This is a genomic window from Borrelia anserina Es (genome assembly GCF_001936255.1).
GTDB classification, from domain to species: domain Bacteria; phylum Spirochaetota; class Spirochaetia; order Borreliales; family Borreliaceae; genus Borrelia; species Borrelia anserina.
The window spans coordinates 355,276-380,886 of the sequence record NZ_CP013704.1 but is presented as its reverse complement, the minus strand read 5'-3'; the positions used below and the strand labels follow the sequence as shown (position 1 = coordinate 380,886).

Genomic DNA, 25,611 nt, shown 5'->3' with positions numbered 1-25,611 from the left:
ATATATATTACCTTTATAAACTATATGAGTTTTATAAGCTCTTTTACTAGCTTGGCTGAGTTAATTGATGCATCTTGTAAGAATTTGTTAAAGTCTATGTGATTATCTTTGATATTTGTTAAGTCAGATACAGAACGAGTGACAATAAAAGGTATTTTGAATGTGTATGCTATTTGTGCAATTGCGGCACTTTCCATTTCTACAGCTAAGGCATCTGCGAAATTAGTCTTTATTGCTTCTAATTGTTTTTCATCTCCAATAAATTGATCACCTGTAAGTATTAAACCGATATGAACATTAATTTTTTGAAGTTTGTCTTTAATAATATTAACAACTTTGCTTAATAAATTTTCATCTGCTTTAAATTTTTGTGGAAAACCTGGTACTTGTCCTATTTTATGTCCAAATTTAGTTAAATTAAAATCATGAAATGCTATTTGTGATGATACTATGATATCTGCTATTTTAAGATTTGCATATTCTTTGATCCCACCAGCAGTTCCTGAGTTGATTATGTGAGTGATTTTATATTTTGATATGATGTAGCTATTCCACATAGCAGCATTTACTTTTCCAATGCCAGTAGTTAGAGAAATTACTTCGTGTCCCGCAATTTCTCCTTTATAGATTTTTTTTTCACTTGAATAATCATTTAATGTAATTTCTTTTTTGTTTTCTATAATCTTATTTATTTCTGTTGCTTCTTCATCCATTGCTGATGTTATTAAAATCATATTTACTCCTTTTACATTTCTTTTAATTCATATTTTTTTAAAATAAATTCTATTTCATCTTGTCTTAGTATTTTTTTTATTCCTGTTTCTGTTTTAGGTATGGATTTGATATAGTTTTGCTCTTCACTAGAGGGAAATACGATCTTTCCGTCTTTTATTATGTATTTTATATATGGAGTATTAATATTCGTTTCATTAATTTTTATTATTTTAGCAATTGAGTTATCGTTAAGTTCAACAATAAAGTCTATAGGGCATTGAGAGAGCACCTTGATTATTAGTTTTAGAACTCTTTTATCAAATTTTTTATCAGCATCTTGTATTAGTTCGATAAGGGATGCACCAGAGTTTAGAGCTCCTTTATATATTCGATCTAGAAGGATTGCACTGTAGGAACTAGCAGCACCTATTATATTGGCTTCAATATTTATATTTTCACTTTTAAGCTGGTTGGGATATCCTGAACCATCTAAGTTTTCTTTATGGGTTAGAATTGCTGAACAGATCGATTGTGAAAAATTAGTGGTTGAGAGTATTTGATGGCCAAGCACGGGATATTTTTTTATTATTTCAAATTCTTCATTGCTTAATTTTTCTTTTTTTGCACTTATCTTTAAAGGGATAAATAAGAAACCTATTTTGTGTAGGAGAGCTATTGTGCAGAGTTCAACCGTTTTATGGTTGTTTAAGTTCATCTCGTTTCCAAGCGCAACAGTTAGTATTGCGGTATTTATTGAGTGGACAATATGGTAGTCAGATAAGAGTTTAGGTAGTTTCATATATTTGATGAATGTTTGTTGGTTTTTTTTATAAAATTCTATTACTTTTTTGACAGTTGGAAGTACGTCTTGGTAGTAAATTTTTTTGTTTTTTTTGCAAGTTTCGTATATTTCTTCTAAGTTGCTTATTAGTATGTGATAGTTTGCAATAGACTCCTCATCATATTCTATATTGATAAGCTTTTCTGTTTCTCGTATTAATGCCTCATTAAAGAATGTTCTTTGAATTTTGAGTTCATGTTTGAGATCCCATTTTTCAATGAGTTCGATATTCTCAGGTTTTAAAAGAGAGTTTATAGGCCATACTAGGAAATCTTTATCTATTACATATGAAAAATTTTTTATATCTTTGGTTAAATCATCAAAGCTTTGCATTTTCTCCCTTAAGCTTCAAACTTAGTAATAAGCATATATATCATATTATTTATTAATTGTATATCTATTATAGTATAATATAACATGTATATATCAATTTTGAAATTAAACTTTATTATAAGAGCTTTTTTGTGGTTTACAAAATACTTTTTATTTTTAATATCATGTTTTTTGGTGCTTTTCTATGTTGTTTTTATTTATTAGAAATTTTAAGATTTTCAAATTTTTTAGATTTTATTCTCTTGAATTTTTATATTATTTTAACTTTTATCGTATTTATATTTGTTTTTAATTTTTTTTATTCTGAATTTTTATATTCGAGATTATATTTCATATTTAATGATGTGGATCATACTTATACTTTTTTAACGCTTAAGGTAATTCGTAAGACACTTAAGAGTGTGTTTGATATTTTTCTTCTTTTGAAAATAATTTTAATTAAACAAGATAAAAATAGTCTTGATAAGATTTATTTTTATCTTGAAAGATATTAAAATGAGTAATAAGACAATAGCAGAACTTTATTCTATGTGTATTAGTTTTAGAGAGAAAGAAAAAGCTTCTAATTTGATTTTAAATTGTACAGATAGTAAGGATAAATGGATAAGGTATTGTGTGGGACTTAATGCTATTGCTGAAAAAGAATATGCAAAATTGAGTGATGAAATAAGCTTTTTAAAGAATCATTTTTTAAGGGATCCTGTTTTTACAGTTTATTTTTATTATATCTTTAAAAAATCGAATTTAGGATGCCTACTAATTAAAGAGAATAGACTTAAAATTAGAGACAAATATTTTAAATATAAAGATCGATTAAATATTAATCACACTAGGTTGCTTAATTCAAACTTATTTTTTTAGTTTTTTACTACATTTATGATATTTCACAAAAGGATATTTTTTATTAGAAGAGGTTATGTTTTGAGTGTAAGAGTTAGATATGCACCTTCTCCTACTGGTTTACAGCATATTGGAGGGATTAGAACAGCTCTATTTAATTATTTTTTTGCCAAATCTTGTGGTGGAAAATTTTTGCTTAGAATAGAAGATACGGATCAGACTAGATATTTTAAAGAGGCAGAAGAAGATCTATATCAAAGTTTAAAATGGCTTGGTATTGATTTTGATGAGGGCCCTACTTGTGGAGGTCCTTATGCCCCTTATGTTCAGTCACAAAGAACAGAAATATATCAAGAGTATGCTAAAAAATTGATTGAATTGGGTAATGCTTATTATTGTTATTGTATGCCTGAGAGATTAGAGAGGATCAGAAAGATTCAAGCTGTTAATAAGATGGCAACGGGTTATGATAGACATTGCAGGAACTTGAGTGAATCTGAGGTGAAGGAAGCTTTAAATTCAGGAATAAATCCTGTTATTAGATTTAAGGTTCCTCTTGATGGAGAGACTTGTTTTAACGATGTCTTACTTGACAAAGTTACATGGGCAAATAGGGATATTAATCCTGATCCGATTATTCTTAAATCCGATGGATTTCCAACTTATCATCTTGCAAATGTTGTTGATGATCACTTAATGGAAGTTTCTCATGTATTAAGAGCTCAAGAGTGGGTTTCCTCAGGTCCTCTGCATGTACTTCTTTATAATGCTTTTGGATGGAAGCCTCCCATTTATTGTCATCTTCCAATGGTAATGGGAAGTGATGGGCAAAAATTAAGTAAAAGACATGGTGCTACAGCTTTAAAACAATTTATTGATGATGGATATCTTCCTGAAGCTATTGTTAATTATATTACCTTACTTGGTTGGTCTTATGATAGTAAGAGTGAATTTTTTACGGCGAATGAACTTAAAAAACTATTCTCTATTGAAAAAGTCAATAAATCTCCTGCTGTTTTTGACTATACTAAATTAGATTTTTTTAATAGTCATTATATTAGAGCAAAAGAAGATAATGAGTTGGCCAGGCTTTTAATTCCGTTCTTACAAAATGTAGGTTACATTAAAAAAGACCTTAGTTCTTGTGATGAGCAAAAATTAATGCTTTTAGTTCCTCTAATAAAGACAAGGATTAGAAAACTTAGTGAAGCTGTAACTATGCTTAAGTGTTTTTATGAGGATATTAAAACGTGGAATTTGGATGAGTTTTTAGGTAAGAGAAGAACTGCAGGTGATATTTATTTGCTCTTAGAAAAGATTAAGCCAGTATTGGAGGGATTTGAAACAAGGATATCTCATGAAAATGAAAAAATTTTTTATGACTTTGCTAAGGAGAATAATCTAAAAATAGGGGAAGTTTTGCTTCCAATTAGGATTTCAGTTCTTGGAAGTAAGGTATCACCTCCTCTTTTTGATTCTTTGAAATTACTTGGGAAGATTAAAGTTTTTCATAGAATAAATGAGGCACAGAAATTTTTAAAAAGACATGGATTATGAATAAATTTTGGGGGTTTTGATATGATCAGAATGGAGGATATTATTTCACTAGCTAAGAGAAGAGGTTTTGTATTTCAGTCCTCAGAAGTTTATGGGGGTCTATCAGGCGTATGGGATTATGGACCTTTAGGTATTGAGCTTAAGAAAAATATACAAAAAGAATGGTGGAAGAACATGGTTTATTTGCATGAAAACGTGGTAGGGTTAGATAGTTCTATTTTGATGAGGCCTGAGGTTTGGGCAGCGTCAGGGCATGTTGAGAATTTTTTAGATCTATTAGTGGACTGCAAAAATTGTAAGTGTAGATTTAGGATTGATTCTATTGATTTATCTAAAGGTTGTTCTAATTGTAATGCTGCAGGTACATTTACAACTCCACGAAGTTTTAATTTAATGTTTAAGACTAATATTGGAGCTGTTGAAGATAGTTCTAGTGAAATTTATTTAAGGCCAGAAACTGCTCAAGGTATTTTTGTTAATTTTCGAAATGTATTGGATTCTACAAGGCTTAAGATTCCTTTTGGGATAGCTCAAGTTGGTAAGGCATTTAGAAATGAGATATTAGCGAAAAATTTTATATTTAGGACTTGTGAATTTGAACAAATGGAAATGCAATTTTTTGTGCATCCTAATCAGATGGATGATTGGTATTATTATTGGAAACAAAAGAGAATGAGTTTTTTCATTGAAACTCTTGGAATAAGAGCTGATAATCTTAGATTTAAAGAGTATAAAGGGGATGAACTTGCTCATTATGCTAAAGCTGCAGTTGATATTGAGTATAAATTTTCATTTGGTTTTCAAGAAATTGAGGGAATTCATAATCGGGGTAATTATGATTTGTCTCAGCATGCTAAGTTTTGCGGTAAGCCTAAGTTATTTGAATATCATGATTTGATAAGCGGTGAGAGATATATTCCGTATGTTATTGAGACGTCTCTTGGACTTACAAGGAGTGTTTTAATGGCTCTTTGTGATGCTTATACTCACGAAGAACTTGAGGGAGGAGATAAGCGAATAGTTTTACGTTTGCATCCTAAACTTGCTCCTTATAAAGTAGCAATACTTCCTCTTGTAAAGAAAGATGGACTGCCTGAACTTGCTCGAAAGGTGTTTATGCATTTTAGTGGTGATTTTTACATGTTTTATGATGACAATGGTACAATAGGTAAGCGTTATAGACGTCAAGATGAAATTGGTACGCCTTATTGTGTAACAGTTGATTATGATACTATTGAAAATAGAACTGTTACTTTAAGAGATAGAGACAGTATGAATCAAATAAGAATTTCTATTGATGATTTATATTCACATATTAGGACTGAAATTCTAAATTATAAGGGAGTTGCAAGTAGATGAATCTTGCCTTAGAAATTTTGCAGAAAAGAGGATTTTTAAAACAGTGTACAAATTTGAAAGCTTTAAATAGATTAATGGATGGGGAAAAGATAGTTTTTTATGTTGGTGTTGATGCTACTTCTACTTCTTTACATATTGGACATTTAATTCCTTTTATGGCAATGGCACACCTTCAAAGGCAAGGTCATATTCCAATTGCTTTAGTTGGTGGTGGAACTACAAAGATAGGAGATCCTTCAGGTAAAGATACGAGGCGAAAGATTTTATCGAAAGAGGATATAAAAGAAAATGTTAAGGCAATAAGAGATCAACTGCTTGGAATAATAGATTTTAGTCAAGGATATGTCCTTGATAATTCCGAATGGCTTGATGATATTAATTATATTGAGTTTTTAAGAGATGTTGGAATTCATTTTTCTGTTAATCGTATGTTGGGGTTTGAGACTTATAAGAAAAGGTTTAAGGAAGGACTTTCGTTTATTGAATTTAATTATCAACTTTTACAATCGTATGATTTTTATATGTTAAATAAAATTAAGAATTGTAAGCTTCAAATTGGGGGTGATGATCAGTGGGGAAATATTGTTTCAGGTATTGATTTAATTAGGAGGAAATTAGGAAAAGAAGTTTTTGGCCTGACACTTCCGCTTATTACAAGAAGTGATGGCAAAAAGATGGGTAAATCAGAGAAGGGAGCAGTTTATCTTGATTCAAAACTTTGTAGTGTTTATGATTTTTATCAATATTTTAGAAATGTTCCAGATTTGGATGTTAAGAGTTTATTATATCTATTTACTTTTTTGGAAGATGATGAGATCGAGCATATTGCAAGTTTTAAAGGCAGTTTATTAAATAGGGCAAAGGAAACCTTGGCATTTGAGATAACAAAGATTGTTCATGGAGAAGATGCAGCTTTAAAGGCATCCTCAACAGCTAAAGTTGTATTTAAAGGAGATAAAGGTAATAAATCCGATATGCCTTTCTTTAAGTTGTCATTGACTAATTTAGAAAGAGGTATTTTATTGATTGACTTAATGGTTCTTTCAAAAGTTGCATCTAGCAAATCGGAAGCTAGGCGATTGATTGATTCCGGTGGAGTTTATATAGACAGGGTAAGAATAGGAAATAAGGATTATTACCTTAGTAAGGATAATTTTACCAATGGTGAAATTGAACTTAAAATTGGTAAGAAAAAGATTTTGAGAATCATTTTGTAGTTGGTGTTTCATGTATAACAGAAGAGCTTTAAATAATTTATTTTTTAAATCATTTCTGTTTTTTATGGAACGCAAACATCTTATTTTTACTGAAGAGCATATTTTTTACAGTTTAATTAGAGATGAAAAAATTAAAGAGCTGCTTGGTTTATGTACTCTTAATTTTTATACTTTTGATAAAATTTTGGGAGATTTTTTCAATCAGGTGCCTTTAAAAGGTTCTGATATTTCGGATTATCATTTTCAGATGAATGATTTATGTCAAGAGATAATCAATACAATTTTTTATTATAAAAATCCTTGTATATTACAAGAGAAAGATTTGCTATGGGTGTTAATTAGGAAAAGAAAAAACATAATTTTAGATTCTTTGTTGAAGTCAGGGTTTAATTTAACTATCTTTGACAAGATAATTGAGGTTTATGATTACTTGGGTTCAGACTTGGATTTAAGCTTTCTTGAAAATGATAGGCTACTTGTTGCAAGCGATCTTTTGAATAAAGAGATAGATAGTAATGGAGGTTTGAGTATTTTTGAAGGAGATTATTTTAAATTAGATCAAGATGATGATTCATTGGATAAGAACAATTTTGCTGAAGATTTTTTGTCCAATGTTATTGATAGTTTAGATCCAAGTTTAGAGAAGAGTCCTTTGGTTGGCCGAAATGAAGAATTATGTAAGTTGATTCAGGTAATGCTTCGCAAATATAAGAGTAATCCAATTATCTTTGGAGAGCCTGGAGTTGGAAAAACAATATTACTTCAAGGACTTGCTTATATGATAAAGACAGGTCAAGTACCTCGGGAGTTAATGGGTTATGAGGTTTATTCTCTTGATATAGGAAGACTTATATCTGGAACTCGGTATAGGGGAGATCTTGAAGATAGAGTGAATAAGCTTTTAGATTTTTTATTTTTTAAAAAAAAGGTAATTCTTTTTATTGATGAAATTCATATGATAGTTGGAGCTGGTGCTACATCTTTTAGTAATGTAGATGTTTCAAATTTGTTGAAGCCTATATTAACTTTAGGTAAGGTAAAGTTAATCGGTGCTACTACCAAATATGAATATCAAAAATTCTTTTTAAAAGATAAAGCTTTAATAAGAAGATTTCATAGTATAGAACTTAAGGAACCAAGTTTTGAGGATACTTATTATATTTTAAAAGGTGCTAAGGAACAATATGAGATGCATCATAATGTAGAGTACACAGATGAGGCCATATGGGTTTCAATTACTATGTCTAAGTATATTAAAGATAGATGCCTTCCTGATAAAGCTTTCGATTTATTAGATGGTATTGGGGCTAAATTTAAGTGTGAGAGTAATAACAAGAAAGTTATAACGGGCGATGATATGAAAGATTTTGTTAAATCTATAATTGATACAAATGTTTTTAATTTTGATAGCTATGATAATGACTTACTGATTAATCTAGAGCGTAAAATAAGAAAAGGCATAATAATTGATGAGGAGATTTTATCTGATTTGATATTGAACATCAAACTTTTAAGGATTAAATTTCTCTTTCAAAGTAATTCCCTTGGTATTTTCGCTTTAATAGGTTCTCCAGATGTAGATAAGAGTAAGCTTGCATGTATTTTATCAGAAGAACTTAAGATTCCTAAATTGACTTTGGGAATGAGTGAGTATAGTGATTTTGATGGCATTAATAGATTAATAGGGCCTATGTATGGCTCTGAATCTTATGATGAACCTACTAAATTTTTTAAATTTTTAAGTAAATCTTCAAGTTCAATTATTTTTCTTTCCGATTTTGATAAATCTTCCAAGAGGGTTATAGATTTTTTTTTTGAGGGGTTTAATACAGGTAAACTTTATGATAGTCTTGGTAGAAGTGTGAGCTTGTCGGATAGTATAATAATAATAGATATTAATATAGAATATAGGGAACTTGCTGGTATTGGATTTAAAAGTGAAACAGTAAATTGCAGAAGTTTGCTAGAAAAACGTTTTTCTAGTCAATTTTTAGATCTTATAGATCATATTTTCTTCTTTAAGCCTGTATGCGAGAGTGACCTTGAAAAGGTTATTATTGAAGAGATGAATAATTTCGTTAAGGTACTAAAAAATGAAAAAGTTGATATTTTTTTTGAAAAAAATATTATTGATTATTTTCGGAATAAAACTTATAGAGATGGACTTGGTATTAAGAGTGTGCGTAAGCTTGTGGTTAAGGAAGTTGGAAGTTTGTTGGTTAGCGATATGATTTTAAAAAAATTTAAAGAGGATGACAAGATCAGAGTTTATCTAGACGGGACAATGAAGTATGAGTTATTATAAATTCCTGATTATAAGGAGACATATATATGACAATATCTATAGTTGGAGCAGGAGCTTGGGGAACGGCTGTTGCTAAGGTTTTGGCAGATAAATTTAAACATAATATTTTGATATGGTCTTTTGAAAAAGATGTTAGAGATAGTATTAATAATGATCATGAGAATGTCAAGTATTTAAAGGACATTAGGTTGCCTGATAATTTGATTGCAAGTTCTAATTTGTTTGATGTTGTAAGCCAGTCTGATTATGTTTTTGTTGTGACACCTTCCCTTTATACTTTAAATATTTTGAATGAATTAAAAAACGTATGCTATACCAAAAAGTTTAAATTGGCAATACTTACAAAAGGTTTTATAACAATTGATGGCAAACTTTGCACGATTGTAGAGGCTGCAGAGAGTATTTTAAGTGGATATAAAGATGAAATTACTTATATTGCAGGGCCAAGTCATGCTGAAGAAGTTGGACTTGGAGTGATTACAGGACTTGTGGCTGCTAGTAATAACAGAGACAATGCTTTTGAATTTATTAATTTATTTAATGACACTTCTATTTCTATGTTTTATAGTAATGATGTTCTTGGTGTACAGATAGCAGCAGCTTTGAAAAATATATTTGCAATTGCATTTGGAATTTTAGATGAATATAAAAATACAAATTTGATAGGCGATAATACGGAGTCTTTTTTATTTTCAGTTTCTTTAAGTGATATGAAAAATATTGCTTTTAAGCTTGGTACCTGCAATGCAGAAACATTTTTATTTTTAGCTGGTTCTGGGGATTTAGATGTTACTTGTAGAAGCGTTTTTGGGAGAAATCGACGATTTGGTCGTGAAATTGTTAATAAAAATATCTTGGAAGGTTTAGTGGATATAGATGATTTAATAAATAATATCCATAAAATTGGTTATTTGCCAGAGGGAATATTTGCTGCTAAGGAAGTTTCTTTGCTTTTTAAATCTTTAGGTAGTGATTCCAATGATCATAGTTTAGCGAATATAGTGTATAAAATTTTGAATAAAGAATTAAAGCCTGAAGCCATTGTTGATTGTATAAGAAATTTTAAAGTTTAGGACCCAAACGGGATCCTACTATATTTTTTCATTTATCATATACATGATATTACTATAAACGTCGTCAATTACTTCAAAGTTCATTACAATTTCTGTGAATTCGTTTGACTTAATTGCCCCTATGATATTTTTATCCTTTGTTAAATTTTCTCTCTTAACTAAAGAGTTACTATCAACTAATATTTTTATTCTAGTTAGATCTTTTTCCACTTTTTTGATGTTTGAAGTGCCTCCAAAGCATTCTAAAATGTGTTTTGACGTTTTGGTTATATCTTTGGTCATGTTTATTATCCTTTGAAGAAAGCCTTGTAAGCCATATAGGAGGTATATACATCAAATTTAGAGGTTATTTCGAATGGTGAATGCATGCTAATTACACCAGGCCCCATGTCAATTGTTCTTATGCCATAATGTGCTAAAAATTTTGCAACAGTTCCTCCACCGCCTTCATCTACTTTACCAAGTGTTGCTACTTGCCAAGCTATATTATTCTTGTTTAGCAAATTTCTGATGTAAGAGACAAGTTCTGCATCAGCGTCACTGGCCATGATTTTCCCTCCGTGACCTGTATATTTTATTACAGATATTCCATATCCCAATTTGGGTGCGTTTTGTTCATCGTGAATTGATTTAAATAAGGGATTTATTGCACTGCAAACGTCAGCAGATATGCTTTTTGAGTTCCATAGTACTTTCTGAACTAAGAGATTATTATATTTAGTCTGTTCAAGTTTAAATATTATGTCTGATACGAAGTATTCAAGGTATCTTGAGTTTAGTCCAGTTGATCCAGTTGATCCAATCTCTTCCTTATCAACTAAAAAACATATAGCAGTTTTGTTTGGAGTTTCTTCTAAATTTAGTATGGCTTCTAGTGAGGTATAAACACAAACCTTGTCGTCTTGGCCATAAGCGCCGATGAGTGCCCTATCAAATCCTACATCTTTTGCTTCTCCTGCTGGCACTATTTCTATTTCTGCTGAGATGAAATCATCTTCTTCTATTTTATATTTTTCTTTTAGTAACTTAAGAGTAGCAGATTTTACTTTTTCTTTTTCTTTAGTCTCAATGGGCAGGCTTCCAATTATGATTTTTAAATTTTCGCCTTCAATGATGTTTTCGACTTTTTTATCTCTTTGAACTTTTTTGTCAAGATGTGGTAAAACATCAGGAATTATAAATACGGGATCATTGTTATCGTCACCGATTTTGATCTCTACTTTTTCTCCGTTTTGTAAAAATACTGTACCCCGTATTGATAGAGGAAGGGATAACCATTGATATTTTTTGATGCCTCCATAATAATTTGTTTTCATCAGTGTCAATTCATTCTCTTCAGTAATTGGCGATGGTTTAGCATCAAGTCTTGGTGAATCTGTGTGTGATACGATGAAGTTTATTCCATTTTCAATAGGTTCTTTTCCAATAAATACAATAGCAACATTTTTATTTCGACATGTGTAAAAAATTTTATCTCCAGTTTTGAGTACTTGTTTTTCGCAAGTATTAATGAAGCCTTTTTCCTTTGCCTTTTGTATAGCATAGTTGGTTGTTTCTCGTTCAGTTTTAACTGAGCTTAAAAATTTTTTGTATTTTTGGGTAAATTCTAAAATATTGTTTTTCTCTTCTTCTTTTAAAGAAGTCCAAGGATTTTTTTTTACCATTGAAATTTTTCCTCCTAATTACTTATTATAACATTCTATTATTTTTAAAATGTGGTCTGATCAATGAAAAACAGATGTCTATGGGCAAGTTTAAGCTAAAGTATTGTTTTTAAGGTGAAATGAGTTTAAATGCTGTTATGGCTAATTGATTTAGCAATTAGAGATCTTCTAATTTTTGCTGGCATTAAAAAATATTTTCTTGTTTTTAGATTGGTTCTGGTTTATGCCATAAGAATCCTTGTCCATAATCTATTCCGATCTCATTTATCTTTTTAAGTATTTCTTCATTCGATACAAATTCAGCTATAATTTTGATTCTCCTTGTATCAGCAATGTCTTTTATTGATTTTATTATTACGAGATCTATTTGACTAGAGTTAATTACTTGAATAAAGGAACCATCTATTTTGATGATATCTATTGGTAAAATTTTAATATATGAGAGAGATGTATATCCGCTGCCAAAGTCATCAAGTGCAAGTTTAATTCCAAAGGTTTTAAGTTCGTTGAAATATGTTTTGATTAATTCAAAATTTTCTAAGATTCCAGTTTCTGTTATTTCTAAGCATATATTCTGAAGTGGAACATGACTTTTAATAAGTGTTTCTTTTAAGAACATTCTGAAGTTTTTAGACTTGAGTGAGTATGGTGAAATGTTGATTGAAAAGATATGAACACCATTTTTCGCTACGAAATTTGTATATTCTCTTAAAGCTTTAGTAACTACTAGTTTGTCTACTTCAACTGTTAGGTTATACTTGTCTATTAAGCTAAAGACATTGCTGTTTGGGATGGGAGTTCCTGTATAGTCAAAAAGTCTTGTTAATATTTCAATTTTTGGTTTTAGGTCTTTTTTGAGAGGAGTAATTTTTTGGTAATAGAGACTAAAAAAGTCATTCTTTATTGCTTTTACTATATATTCAAATATTTTATTTTGATTTTTAATAAGAATTGTTTCTGGTAATTCATCTTTATATAAAATAGGCATAGAATCTTTATATTCATCAGATATTTTTGTTGCTATTTTTAATTTTGCGAGCTTTTTCTCTATATCTTCTTTTAGGTTTACTTCTATTATTCCTATATTGAATTTAAATATTATAAAACCTTCTTTTTTGAGTTCTCTAGAAATGGTTTTTTTAATGTCTTCTGCAATTGAAATTAGTCTTTGTTCTCCTCCGCTTGTGGATATAATGACTATTAAATTATTGTCTTTTAATCTAAATATGTACTCTGAATAAAATGACATTATCCTGAAAGCGATTTTTTTAAGTATTTTTGAGTCTACGTTTGCTCTGTTGCCTGTTATTTCACATTCTGTATTTATGTGTAAATCTAGGTCAAATAAATATATTTTTTTATGGGCAGATTCAATTTGGTTTATTAACAGCTTTTCAAGTCCTTTAATATTATACAGATCTGTTTGTTGATCGATGATTTCGAGGTCTTGAGTATTGTTTTTAGATTTTAAGTCTGATATGTCTTTTATTGTAATTAACTTATCAATATTGTTTTGAGCAATTGTACTGATGAATAAGTCTACAATTAATTTTTTGTTATTTTTAACCTTTAAAATGCAGTCGGTTATCAATATGTTTCTGAATTCAGGAATATCATTTGTGTTGTAACTTAGATCTATTTTAGTTTCTTTTTCTAAGTCTATGATTTTTATTTCACTTATTTTATTTGCTTTTCCTCTAATTTTTATTGGGAGTTCGAGTTCTTTGCTGCCTTTTTCATTAATGTATATGATGTCGTTGTCAGTATTTGTGATGATCACGATCTCTTGAATAAGTTCAGATAAATTTAAGAAAAAATCAAGATTAGCATTATTATTGTCATAGTAAATTTTTTTTTGTTGTATTAGTGTATGTTTATCGTTTAATTCATTGATATTATTTAATATTTCTATGTAGTTTGGTTGATACATTGCTTTATATATAGGCTTATTATTTATGATGATAGAGTGAATGTTATTAATGCTTTTTAGGTCATTTGCCATGTTGATTGAAAAATCTATTGGTCTTTTATGGTTGTAAATAATAGCAAACTTAATTTTACTTTGTTTGATGTATTCACTAGAGATATTTTTTCTAGATTTTACTATCTTTGATATTTTAAAAATGGATTTTATCTTTGTAATATCATTATCATTAATGATTCCTTCAGATATTACAATTGCATTTGAATTCCTCATCTTATTTAAATAAATTTATATTAATTTTGATATAAATCTATATTTTTATGATTTATTTCTTTAGTTTTTCTTTTCTTGTTTTAGCCCATGCGAGCCAGATTATTCCCGATACTATTAAGATTAATGAGAATATTTGTCCCATTGATATGTTTAGAAATGAGAAATCCAATATGCTCTCAGGTGTTTTGTAAGTTATAACAAATCCTATTTCCTTGTCTGGTTCTCTTAAGTATTCTATTAGGAATCTGAATGATCCATAAAGAATTGTATATATTCCAAAGATAAAACCATCATATTTTTTTATTTTCTTGAAGAGAAACCATAGTAATAAAAAGCTTACAGTGCCTTCAAATAATCCTTCAATGAGTTGTGATGGAATTCTTGGGAGATTAATAAATACGTCATGAGGTGATATTTCCATTCCAACTGATTCTGCGAATTCTTTTACTCCTTTTTGAGTTACTTTGAAGGGTTCTGCATTGGGAAATATTATTCCGCCTTTCATTGGTCTTCCGTAAAGCTCTGCATTTGCAAAGTTAGCTAGTCGGCCAAGTATGTATCCTGAAGAGAAAGCTATTGATCCATAATCTGTTAGCTTTCTGAAATATTTTTTTATATTTGTGTTTTTAAGTTTGGTGTTTATCATTATTACTGATGTAATAATGATTCCGAAAAACCCCCCGTGTATTGCCATTCCTCTAAATCCTGTGAAATTCCAGTTTTGGTCAAATGGTAGGAAGATTAGCCAAGGGTGTGTGTAATAAATGCCACTTCTGTCATAAATCAATGTAGATGCTAGTCTTCCACCAAGTATTGCTCCCATAATAGCTGAAAACATTAGTTTTTCATAATCACTTTTTTCTATATCAAGTTTGTCAGCTTGTATTTGATACCAAATAAATTTGTAAGAAATAATTATTATTATAATGTAAGATAGGCTGTACCATGTAATTGGGATCCCTTTGATTATTTCAGGATGTAACCAGCTGGGGTAATTTATATAATTTGGCATTTTCTTCTCCTCAGTCTTTTTTCAATTGTATAAATAACTTTTTTTTTAACATCATGTTTTGTTTTCTTAATGTTGCAATTTCTTTTTGTTGAGATTTTATTATATCAATAATTGCGTTATTATCTATTGTTTTATTCATTAATAATGATTCAAGATATGCATACTTTTCTAGATATTCGTCTTGTGCTTCTTTAATTATAAAATGGTGACTTTCATTTAGATCGTCTTCACTTAATAGTTCTACGTTGTTTATTACAGTTTCAAGTTCAATTAGTTTTTTTGCTATTTTTTTAATACTTTTGGAAGTTAAGCTTGTTGGTTTGTAAATAGTTATTGGTATTTTATGGTTTAATGCTTTATCAATAAGTTCGTCTTTATAAATTGAACCTATGCTTTGTAATTTTATATTTAAATAGTCTTTTGCAGATTTTATTATTCTTTCAGTTTTCTTGATGTCATCAGGTTTATTTAACATATTAAATATCATGAAAGGGCTAAACTGTGAGAATATCTTCATAAATTTTTCATAATTTTCAGGATCGTAAGTTTCTATTTTGAGTAATAGATTCGGTATGTATATTCTTTGTAGATCGCTAGAATCTTTTTTTATGTCAGATATTATTTTGTATGCTTTTGTTTCTTTTGTGAATACTTTTGATATAAGCCTAAAGATTGTGTTTTTTAAAAATAAATAGGCATTCATTGTTGCTGTTACTGTTGGGATTGTTACTATTACTCCGCGATTTGACATGAGAAAAAAGTCTATTGTATTAAATGTTGTACCAGCACCAAGGTCAATTATTAGGTAATCATAACTTAAATTTTTTAAGTTATTTATTATTTTTTTCTTTTGAAAAATTCCTATATTTGCAAGTTCGGGGATATCTGAATCTCCTGCGATAAAGCTTAAATTCTTTATTCCTGATTCAATTATTACATCCTTGAATGGGATTTTTGTTTTAAGGAAAGTACCAATACTTTTCTTAGGAGTGATATTTAGCATAGAGTGTAAATTTGAACCGCCAAGATCAAGATCTACGAGTAGGACTTTTTTCCTTTCATTTGCAAGGCAAATTGCAATATTTGTCGAAAATATAGATTTTCCAACACCTCCTTTTCCACTAGCTATAGGAATGATAATCAAACCTTTACTCCATTATTTTGTTTTTTACTTTGATTAAAATTAAAATCATTGTGTTAAATATAGCGTATGTTATTATTATTACTAAAAGAATAAGGAACCATAGTTGGTGTATGTGCAATAATTTTATTAAGTCCAAGCTTAGTCCTAGTATAATAAGCAAAATACTCATTATTATTTGAAAAGTTTTTGTTATAGTAATTAAGTTATGAAGTATTTTAAATTGTTCATAACTTACATAGTGTATTGTGAGCATTGATACGCATAATTCTGGCGAAAATATGATGAATGCTATCATTAGCCTGATAGAATGGCTTTGTATTGGTATTGTTCTTTCAGCAAATATAAATAATGCTGTTAATATCAATATGCTTGATACTATTTGTAAAACAGCGATAAGGCCTGTAATTATTCTTGTTGTTTTTGTGTTATTTGCCTTTAACATAATCTTAAAATATTATATTATGGAGATAAAATCAAGTTTTATTTTTGTAGGAATTATTCAATGAAAAAGAAATCTTTAGTATTTGTATATTTTGTATTAGCTTTAATGATCAGTTCTGCAGTCATTGTAGAGTCTATTTTTGCACGATCAGATTTAGCTAAAGGAAAGATGTCTGAGTCAGATTATGGTCAGATGATGATGGAAGCTTTCTCTTTTATTAAGAGAACTTATGTTGAGACTGTTGATGATGAAGCTATTTTTGAAGGGGCTTTAAAGGGTATGTTTAAGGCATTAAATGATCCTTATTCTCAGTATTTGACAAAAGAAGATTTGTTAGAACTTTCAAAGACCACAGAAGGAAATTATGTTGGGATTGGAGTTGCTATCGTTAAAAAGAATCTTTCTGTTAAATCTGGTAATGGTGTTTCTGATGTTTCCTACGTTATGGTTGTTACTGCTTTTGAAGAGGGACCTGCTTATAAGGCCGGAGTGAAATCTGGTGATTACATTATGTCTGTTGATGGCAAGAGTACTTCTTTAATGACAATAGAACAAATTAGTGAACTTTTAAAAGGAAAAGCAGGTACCAAAGTTAAGATTTCTGTTTTAAGAGACAAAGATTTAAAACTTGAATTTGAACTTGTTAGGGAAAAAGTAGATATCCAGACTGTTAAGCATGACATTATTAATAGAGACGTTGGGTATATTAAGATACTAAGTTTTAATCCAAATACTAATATATATTTTGAAAAAGCGTTTGAGAAATTGCATTCTCAAAACATCAAATCTTTAATTATAGATCTACGGTTTAATACTGGCGGTTATATGAAGGATGCAATAGAGATAGCAGATGATATTTTGGCTGAAGGAGTTATTGTGTCAACGAAGGCAAGAGATTCTAAGATCCCTATAGAGTATAAGGCTAGTTCTTCACATATAGTACCTTTGGATATGCCAGTTGTTGTTTTAATTGATAGATACTCAGCATCAGCGTCGGAAATTCTAGTGGGAGCCTTAAAAGATAACCAAAGAGCTTATGTTATAGGGGAAAAATCTTACGGCAAAGGAGTGATTCAACGTATATTGCCTTTCTATACCGGGGGATTTAAGATTACAAATTCAAAATACTATACTCCCTCTGGGCAGAGTATTCATAATATTGGGATTAAGCCTGATTTAGAGGTTAGAGAGAGAGAGTTTTCTGAAGCTGAAATTGCAGCATACAAGCAAATTGTTGATAAGAAGTTAATAGAAAATTTCTTAAATGGCAGGAAAGATAAAGAGTCAATTACTGAGGATGAGATAGATGCTTTTGTTGATAAAGTTATTAAGGAATATCCATCTTACAATATAGACAGAGATATTTTAGGGCGTTATGTGTTTTTACAATTTTATCAAGACACCCATAATGAAATGCCAATTTATAATTTACATTATGATAAGTCCTTAAGAGCTGCTTGTGAATATCTTGCCAATAGGATAAAAATTGATCTGTGAAGCAAATAGTCTTAGATGATAGTTGTCTATTTGATGATGATATCATTATTGATGATTTTAAGATGTATCATTACCTTGTTGATGTAAGAAGATTTAAGGTAGGCGATACATTAAGCGTTCTTTTAAAGGGCAAGGAAGTAAGATTTGCTGAGATTTCTAGTATAAATAATAATGTTGTTAGGCTTTCTACTCTTAGAGTGGAGAAGCTTAACAAACGTGATTTTGAAATAAATATGTTTATATCCAACCTTAAGGGTAGGAAATTGGATTTAAGTTTAAGACAAGTTGTTGAAATTGGAGTAGATCAGATCAATATTGTTAATGCTGATAATTCTGTTGCTAGAATTGATATGGATAATTTGGAATTTAAAAGTTCAAGGTTTTTAAAATTGATTGATGAAGCTTTAAAGCAAAGTGGCAATACTCGAGTGCCTGGCATCAATTTTTACAAGGATTTTTTTAGCATTCCTTATTCCTCATCTGTAGATTATTATGTTGCTCACAAGGAAGGTGTTTTGCTACGTTGTGGTGATGATCTTGGTACTTTTGGTAAGATTGGGATTTTGGTAGGTCCTGAGGGGTGTTTCTCAAAATCAGAAGTAAATTTATTTAAAAAACTAAATTTTAAGTTTGTAAGATTTAATACTCCAATTTTAAGAGCAGATACGGCTATTGTTTATTCACTTGCTCATTTTAAATTATTATTAGAGGGTAAAAGTGGCTAATTTAAAAGACATATATTCAAAACCAGATAGGATTTATTTTTTTGGAGTTCCAATAGATGTATTTAAAAATAGTGATAAATTGATCACTCGATTTGAATATCTTGTGTCCCATCCATATCATTCAATGGTTATTTTTATTGATTGTAAGTCTTTAATAAAATTTTTGATTTTTAAAAAGTTTCGAAATCTTGTTAGGAGTGCTTCACTTGTTTTTTCAAATTCTGTTTTGTTAAGATCTCTTTGTAAATTTTTTAAAAGAGTAGATGTTGGTTGCTATAATTCGAATTCGATTTTGCTTGTTTTAATGAGTGTATTGGAAAATACATATAAAACGTGTTATATTATTGATAAAGATAAGGTAATTTCTAAGAAAAATTTTTTAAGATTAAAAGAGTCACATAAAGAGATTAACTTTATTGGTTACTATGATTTGAAAGCTATTAAGAGAAACAAGGAAATGTTTTTTGCTAATATTAATAAACTTACTCCTAGTATGATAGTCAGTTTTTGCAGCGATGATTATCTTGAAAATATGTTTTATGTAAATAAATTTGGTATTAGAACTAATTTAAGTGTATTTTTGTGATTTCTTTTAGTTTTAAGCAATGGTAAAATTTATATGAGGTAAAAAAATGGCGTTTGTATTAGATCAAGCTGTAGTATATCCAATGCAAGGAGTAGGAAAAATAAAAAATATCCAAAATAAAGAATTTAATGGTGAGTTTATTGATTATTATGAAATATATTTTCCATTCAATGAAATGACTTTCATGGTTCCAGTTTCTAGAGCAGATGATCTTGGAATTAGGGCTTTAGTTAGCAAGGAAAAGATAAAAGAAGTTTTTGATATCATTAAAGACTTTGAAGGTCAAATAGATCAAAAGAAGATAAAGGATGGTAGCCATGATTTTTATAAACAAAGTGATATATTAAATACTGCTAAATTGTATAAGTTCTTATATACAAAATCTATGCAAAAAGAATTGCCTTTCTATGAGAAAAGGATTTTAAATGATTTTGAATTAATTTTGCAGCATGAAATTAGTTTGGCACTGCAAATCAGCTTTGAAGAGGCTAAGCAGAAAATGAAGGAAGTTTTATCTATGGGAAAGTCTTAGATTGTTTATAACGTGTAGGTTATTATGTTGACTGTTGTAAGGTTTATTTTCTTAATATCCTGTAGATTCATTTCTATATTTTTGTTCTTTGCCTTAATTTTTATTTGTACCTCTTACTTAAGATATAAGTTGTTATATGTGAATTTTTCTATTATGAGTTTTGAGCTTTATTATGAGGCTTATCTTTATGCCTTTCCTTTATCTTTAGTTATTACTTTCATGAGAATTGCTTATCCTTTTAATGTGGAAACGTTACGTGTATCCAGGGTTATGTATGGTGTCATTTTTATTTTTATATTGCTGTTGGCGTATTTTGGATTCTTGGTGTCTGCTAATCTTAATTCTGTTTTTTTGGACTTTTATAGTAGAGATGAAAAAAATATTAAAGATGGGGTAGTGCATTTTTTTGATGATAAGATATTTTTTCATAGTGATAATGCTAAATTGTTTGGGTTTAGAGGTATTCTAAAAGTTGAAGATAGTAAGTTTTATGATGAAGATTTTAAAACCTTTTCGTATAATTCGGGTTTTTCTGAATCTGATATTATGCATTTTAATGAAAATGTGTTTTTTGCGCAGAAGTTATATACTGATATAAGTAGTTATGTTTTTAATGATTTGGATGCTTTAAATGATTTTTTGTTTTCTTTATCATCTTTTAGTTTGATCTTGAACATATTTGGATTTGCTTTACTTTTATTTTCATTTCTTTATCTTTTTAACTTTATATTTTCAGGTGGTCTGTCTTTATTTCTTTATCCTATTTTTATTATACTGTTTTTTAGGGTTTATAACATTTATGCGATCGAATTTCCTAGAAGTTTGGATTTGATGATGGGAGAAAATGTACTCTCTAATTATATTCCTTTTATTTTTTGTCTACTTACTTTCTTTTCTACTTATTTAGTTAGTTTTATTTCCGAGTATGTTAAGATAAGTGAAGGATTTGATAATAGTTTGCATTAAACTAATTTGTTGGATATGAAAAGAGAATTGTATGCATTTTTAAGTAATTTTTTTATTTTTTTATTTTTATTTATTGGCTTTATTTTTTGTTATACATATTTCTTTGGGATGAATTATTTAGACAAGCATATATTGGTAGCTAAATTTTTTGATACTGTTTTAAGTTTTTATCATTATTTTAATGGATTTTTTGTTTTTTTTATTTTAGTTTATTTTATTTTTTTAGCTAAGAATGAAACACGACTTTATCTGAGGGAATATAGAGGATATTTATTTAAAAAACTCTATCCATTTGTATTTCTATTTTTTGTAATAGGTATTGTTTTTATGTTTATTTTTAACTCTATTATGTCTTATATTCTTTCTCAAAGAAGTGAATATGAATATAACTATGAGAGGTATAATTTTCTTTCAGATCAGGTGAGTGAAATAGACAGTAAGCTTAAAAGCATAGATATAAATTTATCAGCTTCAAATAAGATGTTAGATGTAGATGAATTAATAGAAATTTTGAAGCAGAAAAGAAAGTACCTTGACGAATTGCTTAGAATGTATGAAAAGATGAGACTTATTTCTGATAATGATGAGCTTTCAATTAATTATTATTTGGCTAGATCTGAATATGATAGGATGCCTATCTATGATGTTGATTTAGAAAAAGTTAGAAAGACTTTTAAAACGTATCTTATTAAAAGTCTAACGAAGAAAGATTTTCAAGATATTGTGAATGAATTTATTGATAAAGGTGATTATTCTACAGCTAATTATTTTGCTTATGTGGGATTTGTTGCTACTAAAGATGATGAATTTGTTGCACTTCTAGATTTGACTTTTAAGTCTATTCGTGAATATAAAAATGTCGAAATCGAAAAGAAATCTTTAGTTTTTGGAGAAAAACAAAAAAATTTTTTATATTTTAATACAGAAAAATTTAAACCTGCGTATTATGGCTTTTTAAAGCTTCATAATTTATTTCCGAATGATAATGAGATTTTGAGTTATAAGAATAAATCTTTAGAAAAACTGAAAGGAGAGTATTTCTTTTTTGATGAAATTGAAAAGTATTATGAGCATTATGGTATTAACGATATATTTTTATTTCAACGTGATTCTAGTAATGAAACATATGATTATATTTATATGCAAAAGGTTGTCAATACTGTTTCTTCTTATGTTAAGATGATTAAAAATTTTGAGCTTATTAGGTTTGATAACTCAGGAAATATTATATTGCACATTAAAGTGCCATTTGCTAGTCTTAAGGGTAATAGTGTTTATCAAAATGTTTTAGATAAGAAGAATGAAAATAGTGATATTACTGCTACTAAGGTTATCGTATCGCTTATTAACTTTGACTTAAGTGATCCAAATATCGTTAATATTAATAAGGATGTTAATAACTTGCGTTTATTTGCAAATTCTGTTAAGGGTGGTATTTTTCTGCCCATTCAAGTTCTTTTAAATGCTTTCAGCCAAGTTGAAATGTTTAGCTTCGGGCTGATAAATATTTTTTCTTCAAGTCTTTTTTTAATGATGACTCCTATTTTACTAGTTTTTTTGGGTGTTTTGTTTATTGCTGTGGCTTCTAAGGTTAATTTTGAATTTGATTCAAAAATTGTGATATTCCTTATATCCTTAATAATAGCTATTTTTTCAGTTATCGTTTCACTTTTTATGAATTACTTATTATTTATTTTGATAGCTCTCTTGATTCAGATATCTGTTAATATATACATATCTTTTATTCTTATTTTTGCTATCTTGTTTTGTATTATATTGTATATAATGCGAGTTAATTATCAAGAAGTATAATATTTATTTGTTTATGGGTTTAATAGAAATAATTCATTGATCATGCGATTTTCTTTGGTTATTTGTTCTGTATTTAGTATATACGAATTTTTGTTCAGATAATTTTCATCTACAATAAATGAAGGTATTTCTTTTATTATATGTTTTAATTTTAAGTTAAGACTTTTATAAGGTGTAAATCCATTTGCAAATCCAAAATATTCGTTGAATTTTGCTTTTTCTTTAAGTTTAATTAGGGATTTTTGTACTTCTTGGTTCAGTATCCATTGGATAAATTTCTCTATAGATTTTGATATTTCTTTAACTCCAATAAAGTTTATGTTGCATACCAACGACTTTTTTTCGTTATTTGTTAGGTATGAAAAATTGATTTTGTCTCTTATATCTTTGTTTAAGCTGTTGTAATATGTTAAGTTAGTTAAGCCTGCAATTAAAATAGTTTTATTTTGAAGCAATATTTTTTCTAGAGTTAGATATTTATATTTTTCCGTGAAGCTTTTGTGTAGTTTGAGTTCATTTACATCCATGAAAGATTTAAAATGATTTATCATATTTGACATTTTTTTTTCATCATATGATGGTCTGTTGTTACTAAAGTAAAAGTTTATGTCATTGATTTCAGATATTGTGTAAAGTAGATTTTCAGAGATATATGGAGAGATAAAAATTTTTTTCTTCTTTTGAAAGCTTTTATATATTTCCTTTATATTTTGTACATCAATATATTTTTGTATATCATACTCTTTTTTATACATTAATATTGGAATATCAAAGCTTAAGGGGGCAATTCTGTATGCAAACTTTCCCGATATATTATTCAGTATTGGATAGTCTGGATAATAATATTTTTGGATGTTTTTTAAGTTTTTAGTTATATTTATGTTATCTATATTTTTTGATATAATTATTTGCACATTCTCTTCATTAATCGTTTGCATGTTAATATGCTCTTTATATTTAATGATAAAGCTTTCTTTATTTTGGATATTGAATTGGTTTATATAAAACGGAATAATTTGATTATCAGTTAATATGGTGATGGCATCATCTTGTGAGCAACTAAAAATCAATGTAAAAATTATGATTAAAACTAGCTTCTTTATGTACATAAAAAAATATTTGTTCTTTTCCTTTTATTTTACAATAAATTATGTATAATTCTTATAGTTATTTTATAATTTTAGGTATCTTTGAAAACTCTGGATTTTAGTCTTAAAGGAGAGTACACGAGTTTGGGTTTGGTTGATTTTTTGTTTTCTATCTTTAGTCGAGAGCTTACTCCTGAACAAGTGAAGCAAAGAAGACTTAGAGAAGTTAAAAATAATCTAAGTAAGATAAGTAGTTTTTTTAATGCTTCGAAGATTCAGGCTTTGCCTCAATTTGCTAAGTTTATTTATAATCTTTATAAGGCTTTTATTCCTTTTAAGTTTTTTGCACAGAGATATCGAAATTCAAATAAAATAATTCACTTTGTTGTTGAAAAGTATTTGAGTGATAATCAAAGGCAAGCTTTGGAATGTATTTATTCTTTTTCAGCTAATGATGTAGTTAATTTTACGCCTGATATGTCTAAGAATTTGGATAATAATTTGAATTATTTGTTGAAGAACGTAACTCAGGAGCAAATCAGGTTGATAGATGAGACTTGTGGAGCTTTAGATATCTTTTTTGATTTAGTTTCATATCAATATTATTCAATTGTGAAAAATTTTGATAATTTATTTCCGGAAGATGACTTTGTATATAAACCAAGATTTAGTTCTGTTAATTGTGGCGTGATTCTTGATGATATTAAAGATTTTTTGGAGTGTATATATTCTATTAGAGATATTTCTATTTGGAGAAATCTATACGATGTTCTTTTAGAGATATATGGAGATAGAGAAAATTTTCCTGTTAAGCCAAATGTTTGGCTTAAAATACTAACCTCTATAATTGAGATCAATAAAAATAAAGAAATTTTATATCTTATAAGATATGTTAGTGGTGATCCTGATTATTTGCCCATGTCTGGTGTCAAAAAGTCGAAGGCCAAGGCAAAAATTTTCTTTAATGACCTTGCTAAACATGTTTCAAATGAGATATCAAAAATTGAGATTTTTCAAAAGAATAGTAAATCTAAGGTTTTAGCAGCAAAATTGTTTCCCGGAATTACTATTGCAACTTTAGATAATTACAATGAACTTATGAATGATAAGATTACATCTAAAGTTGTTAATACTACTGGGTATGTTTACTCTGATCTTTTAGGTTATTTAAAAACCCATGCAGTTAATTTTGTAAAAAAGGATCTCAGTGATATTGTTAATATCCTTATTATTAAGGGACAGTGGGAGGATATGGAAATGTCTAGAGATGTTTCTAATGATATTCATTCCTTAATTGGTATTTATTCCAATCTTATTGATTTTGATGATAATCTTGGTGAACAGGGTACTTATGGTAATAGAATTAATGCTCTTTTGCACAGAGTTTCTGTTGGGGACAAATCGTCGGAAAAATTATTGTTGAGTATAATAACAGATGTTAATAAAAAGGCTTTTGTTTTACTTAATGAATATTATTCAAAAATAAATTCTTTAAGACAACGTTTGAATGATTGTTTGGAAGATTATCTGAAACCTTCTTCAGAAAAGGAGCTTATTTATAATTGGAAAGAGCTTGATGCTGATCTTGTAAAAAGTTGTGGCAATAATGTAAACTTTGGTAGTATAATTGAAAATGTAGTTGATGGTTTAAGTTTATTTTTAAAGCTGATGGATTTATATTTAGAGAAGAAAAATACAGTTTAGGAG

22 protein-coding genes are annotated in these 25,611 nt (G+C 28.5%); 14 read left to right on the top strand and 8 right to left on the bottom strand.

Annotated features, from left to right (window positions below; translation table 11 throughout):
• Positions 1 to 20 precede the first annotated feature (20 nt).
• Both N187_RS01800 and N187_RS01795 read right to left on the bottom strand, forming a co-directional pair.
• Positions 21 to 734, bottom strand: a complete 714-nt coding sequence (locus N187_RS01800; protein WP_025419562.1) for a 5'-methylthioadenosine/adenosylhomocysteine nucleosidase — start codon at positions 732 to 734, stop codon at positions 21 to 23.
• A gap of 11 nt (positions 735 to 745) precedes the next feature.
• Positions 746 to 1,888, bottom strand: coding sequence for an HD-GYP domain-containing protein (locus N187_RS01795; protein WP_075550314.1), 1,143 nt, complete (start codon positions 1,886 to 1,888; stop codon positions 746 to 748).
• A gap of 495 nt (positions 1,889 to 2,383) precedes the next feature.
• On the opposite strand from N187_RS01795, the gene N187_RS04955 reads away from it, so the two are divergent.
• Genes N187_RS04955 through N187_RS01765 form a run of 6 tightly spaced genes read left to right on the top strand, consistent with a single transcriptional unit; the run spans position 2,384 to position 10,239 of the window.
• On the top strand, positions 2,384 to 2,749 hold the full coding sequence (locus N187_RS04955) for a hypothetical protein (RefSeq protein ID WP_233275048.1): 366 nt from the start codon (positions 2,384 to 2,386) through the stop codon (positions 2,747 to 2,749).
• Positions 2,750 to 2,764: 15 nt separating this feature from the next.
• Complete coding sequence (gene gltX, locus N187_RS01785; protein ID WP_156922695.1) at positions 2,765 to 4,285, top strand: glutamate--tRNA ligase; 1,521 nt, start codon at positions 2,765 to 2,767, stop codon at positions 4,283 to 4,285.
• Between the two features lie 21 nt (positions 4,286 to 4,306).
• Entirely contained in the window at positions 4,307 to 5,644 is a 1,338-nt protein-coding gene (locus N187_RS01780; protein ID WP_025419560.1) for a glycine--tRNA ligase, read from the top strand.
• Entirely contained in the window at positions 5,641 to 6,861 is a 1,221-nt protein-coding gene (gene tyrS / locus N187_RS01775; RefSeq protein ID WP_025419559.1) for a tyrosine--tRNA ligase, read from the top strand. The genes N187_RS01780 and tyrS overlap by 4 nt, the downstream gene beginning before the upstream one ends.
• 10 nt (positions 6,862 to 6,871) lie before the next feature.
• Complete coding sequence (locus N187_RS01770) at positions 6,872 to 9,166, top strand: AAA family ATPase (RefSeq protein WP_075550313.1); 2,295 nt, start codon at positions 6,872 to 6,874, stop codon at positions 9,164 to 9,166.
• A gap of 26 nt (positions 9,167 to 9,192) precedes the next feature.
• Positions 9,193 to 10,239 carry an NAD(P)H-dependent glycerol-3-phosphate dehydrogenase gene (locus N187_RS01765; protein WP_025419558.1) on the top strand — a complete coding sequence of 349 codons (1,047 nt, stop codon included), beginning with the start codon at positions 9,193 to 9,195 and terminating at the stop codon, positions 10,237 to 10,239.
• 18 nt (positions 10,240 to 10,257) lie between these two features.
• Here the strand turns inward: N187_RS01765 and N187_RS01760 are convergent, their stop codons facing one another.
• The 5 genes from N187_RS01760 to N187_RS01740 all read right to left on the bottom strand — a co-directional run bounded on the left by N187_RS01760 (position 10,258) and on the right by N187_RS01740 (position 16,256).
• Entirely contained in the window at positions 10,258 to 10,521 is a 264-nt protein-coding gene (locus N187_RS01760; RefSeq protein ID WP_084797382.1) for a PTS sugar transporter subunit IIB, read from the bottom strand.
• A 5-nt stretch (positions 10,522 to 10,526) separates the two neighbouring features.
• A complete protein-coding gene (locus N187_RS01755) occupies positions 10,527 to 11,903 on the bottom strand; it encodes an aminopeptidase (RefSeq protein WP_025419556.1) in 1,377 nt (458 codons plus the stop codon).
• Between the two features lie 205 nt (positions 11,904 to 12,108).
• Positions 12,109 to 14,100 carry an EAL domain-containing protein gene (locus N187_RS01750; RefSeq protein WP_075550312.1) on the bottom strand — a complete coding sequence of 664 codons (1,992 nt, stop codon included), beginning with the start codon at positions 14,098 to 14,100 and terminating at the stop codon, positions 12,109 to 12,111.
• A 52-nt stretch (positions 14,101 to 14,152) separates the two neighbouring features.
• Complete coding sequence (lgt, locus tag N187_RS01745; RefSeq protein WP_038443377.1) at positions 14,153 to 15,112, bottom strand: prolipoprotein diacylglyceryl transferase; 960 nt, start codon at positions 15,110 to 15,112, stop codon at positions 14,153 to 14,155.
• 10 nt (positions 15,113 to 15,122) lie between these two features.
• Positions 15,123 to 16,256 carry a P-loop NTPase gene (locus tag N187_RS01740; RefSeq protein WP_075550311.1) on the bottom strand — a complete coding sequence of 378 codons (1,134 nt, stop codon included), beginning with the start codon at positions 16,254 to 16,256 and terminating at the stop codon, positions 15,123 to 15,125.
• Between the two features lie 245 nt (positions 16,257 to 16,501).
• On the opposite strand from N187_RS01740, the gene N187_RS04895 reads away from it, so the two are divergent.
• Genes N187_RS04895 through N187_RS01705 form a run of 7 tightly spaced genes read left to right on the top strand, consistent with a single transcriptional unit; the run spans position 16,502 to position 22,816 of the window.
• Complete coding sequence (locus N187_RS04895; RefSeq protein ID WP_156922694.1) at positions 16,502 to 16,762, top strand: hypothetical protein; 261 nt, start codon at positions 16,502 to 16,504, stop codon at positions 16,760 to 16,762.
• Positions 16,759 to 18,195 (top strand): S41 family peptidase, encoded by a 1,437-nt coding sequence (locus N187_RS01730; protein ID WP_025419554.1) that lies wholly within the window; start codon positions 16,759 to 16,761, stop codon positions 18,193 to 18,195. Before N187_RS04895 ends, N187_RS01730 begins: the two co-directional genes overlap by 4 nt.
• Entirely contained in the window at positions 18,192 to 18,920 is a 729-nt protein-coding gene (locus N187_RS01725) for a 16S rRNA (uracil(1498)-N(3))-methyltransferase (RefSeq protein WP_025419553.1), read from the top strand. The genes N187_RS01730 and N187_RS01725 overlap by 4 nt, the downstream gene beginning before the upstream one ends.
• On the top strand, positions 18,913 to 19,506 hold the full coding sequence (locus tag N187_RS01720; RefSeq protein ID WP_025419552.1) for a hypothetical protein: 594 nt from the start codon (positions 18,913 to 18,915) through the stop codon (positions 19,504 to 19,506). The genes N187_RS01725 and N187_RS01720 overlap by 8 nt, the downstream gene beginning before the upstream one ends.
• 46 nt (positions 19,507 to 19,552) lie before the next feature.
• Positions 19,553 to 20,038 (top strand): CarD family transcriptional regulator, encoded by a 486-nt coding sequence (locus tag N187_RS01715; RefSeq protein WP_025419551.1) that lies wholly within the window; start codon positions 19,553 to 19,555, stop codon positions 20,036 to 20,038.
• Between the two features lie 24 nt (positions 20,039 to 20,062).
• Entirely contained in the window at positions 20,063 to 21,004 is a 942-nt protein-coding gene (locus tag N187_RS01710; RefSeq protein ID WP_025419550.1) for a hypothetical protein, read from the top strand.
• 15 nt (positions 21,005 to 21,019) lie between these two features.
• Positions 21,020 to 22,816 (top strand): membrane protein, encoded by a 1,797-nt coding sequence (locus N187_RS01705; RefSeq protein WP_025419549.1) that lies wholly within the window; start codon positions 21,020 to 21,022, stop codon positions 22,814 to 22,816.
• 11 nt (positions 22,817 to 22,827) lie between these two features.
• Here the strand turns inward: N187_RS01705 and N187_RS01700 are convergent, their stop codons facing one another.
• Positions 22,828 to 23,925 (bottom strand): hypothetical protein, encoded by a 1,098-nt coding sequence (locus tag N187_RS01700; protein ID WP_025419548.1) that lies wholly within the window; start codon positions 23,923 to 23,925, stop codon positions 22,828 to 22,830.
• Between the two features lie 123 nt (positions 23,926 to 24,048).
• Between N187_RS01700 and N187_RS01695 the strand changes: the two genes are divergently transcribed.
• Positions 24,049 to 25,608: a hypothetical protein gene (locus N187_RS01695; protein WP_025419547.1), complete on the top strand. Its 1,560-nt coding sequence runs from the start codon at positions 24,049 to 24,051 to the stop codon at positions 25,606 to 25,608.
• Positions 25,609 to 25,611: the final 3 nt, after the last annotated feature.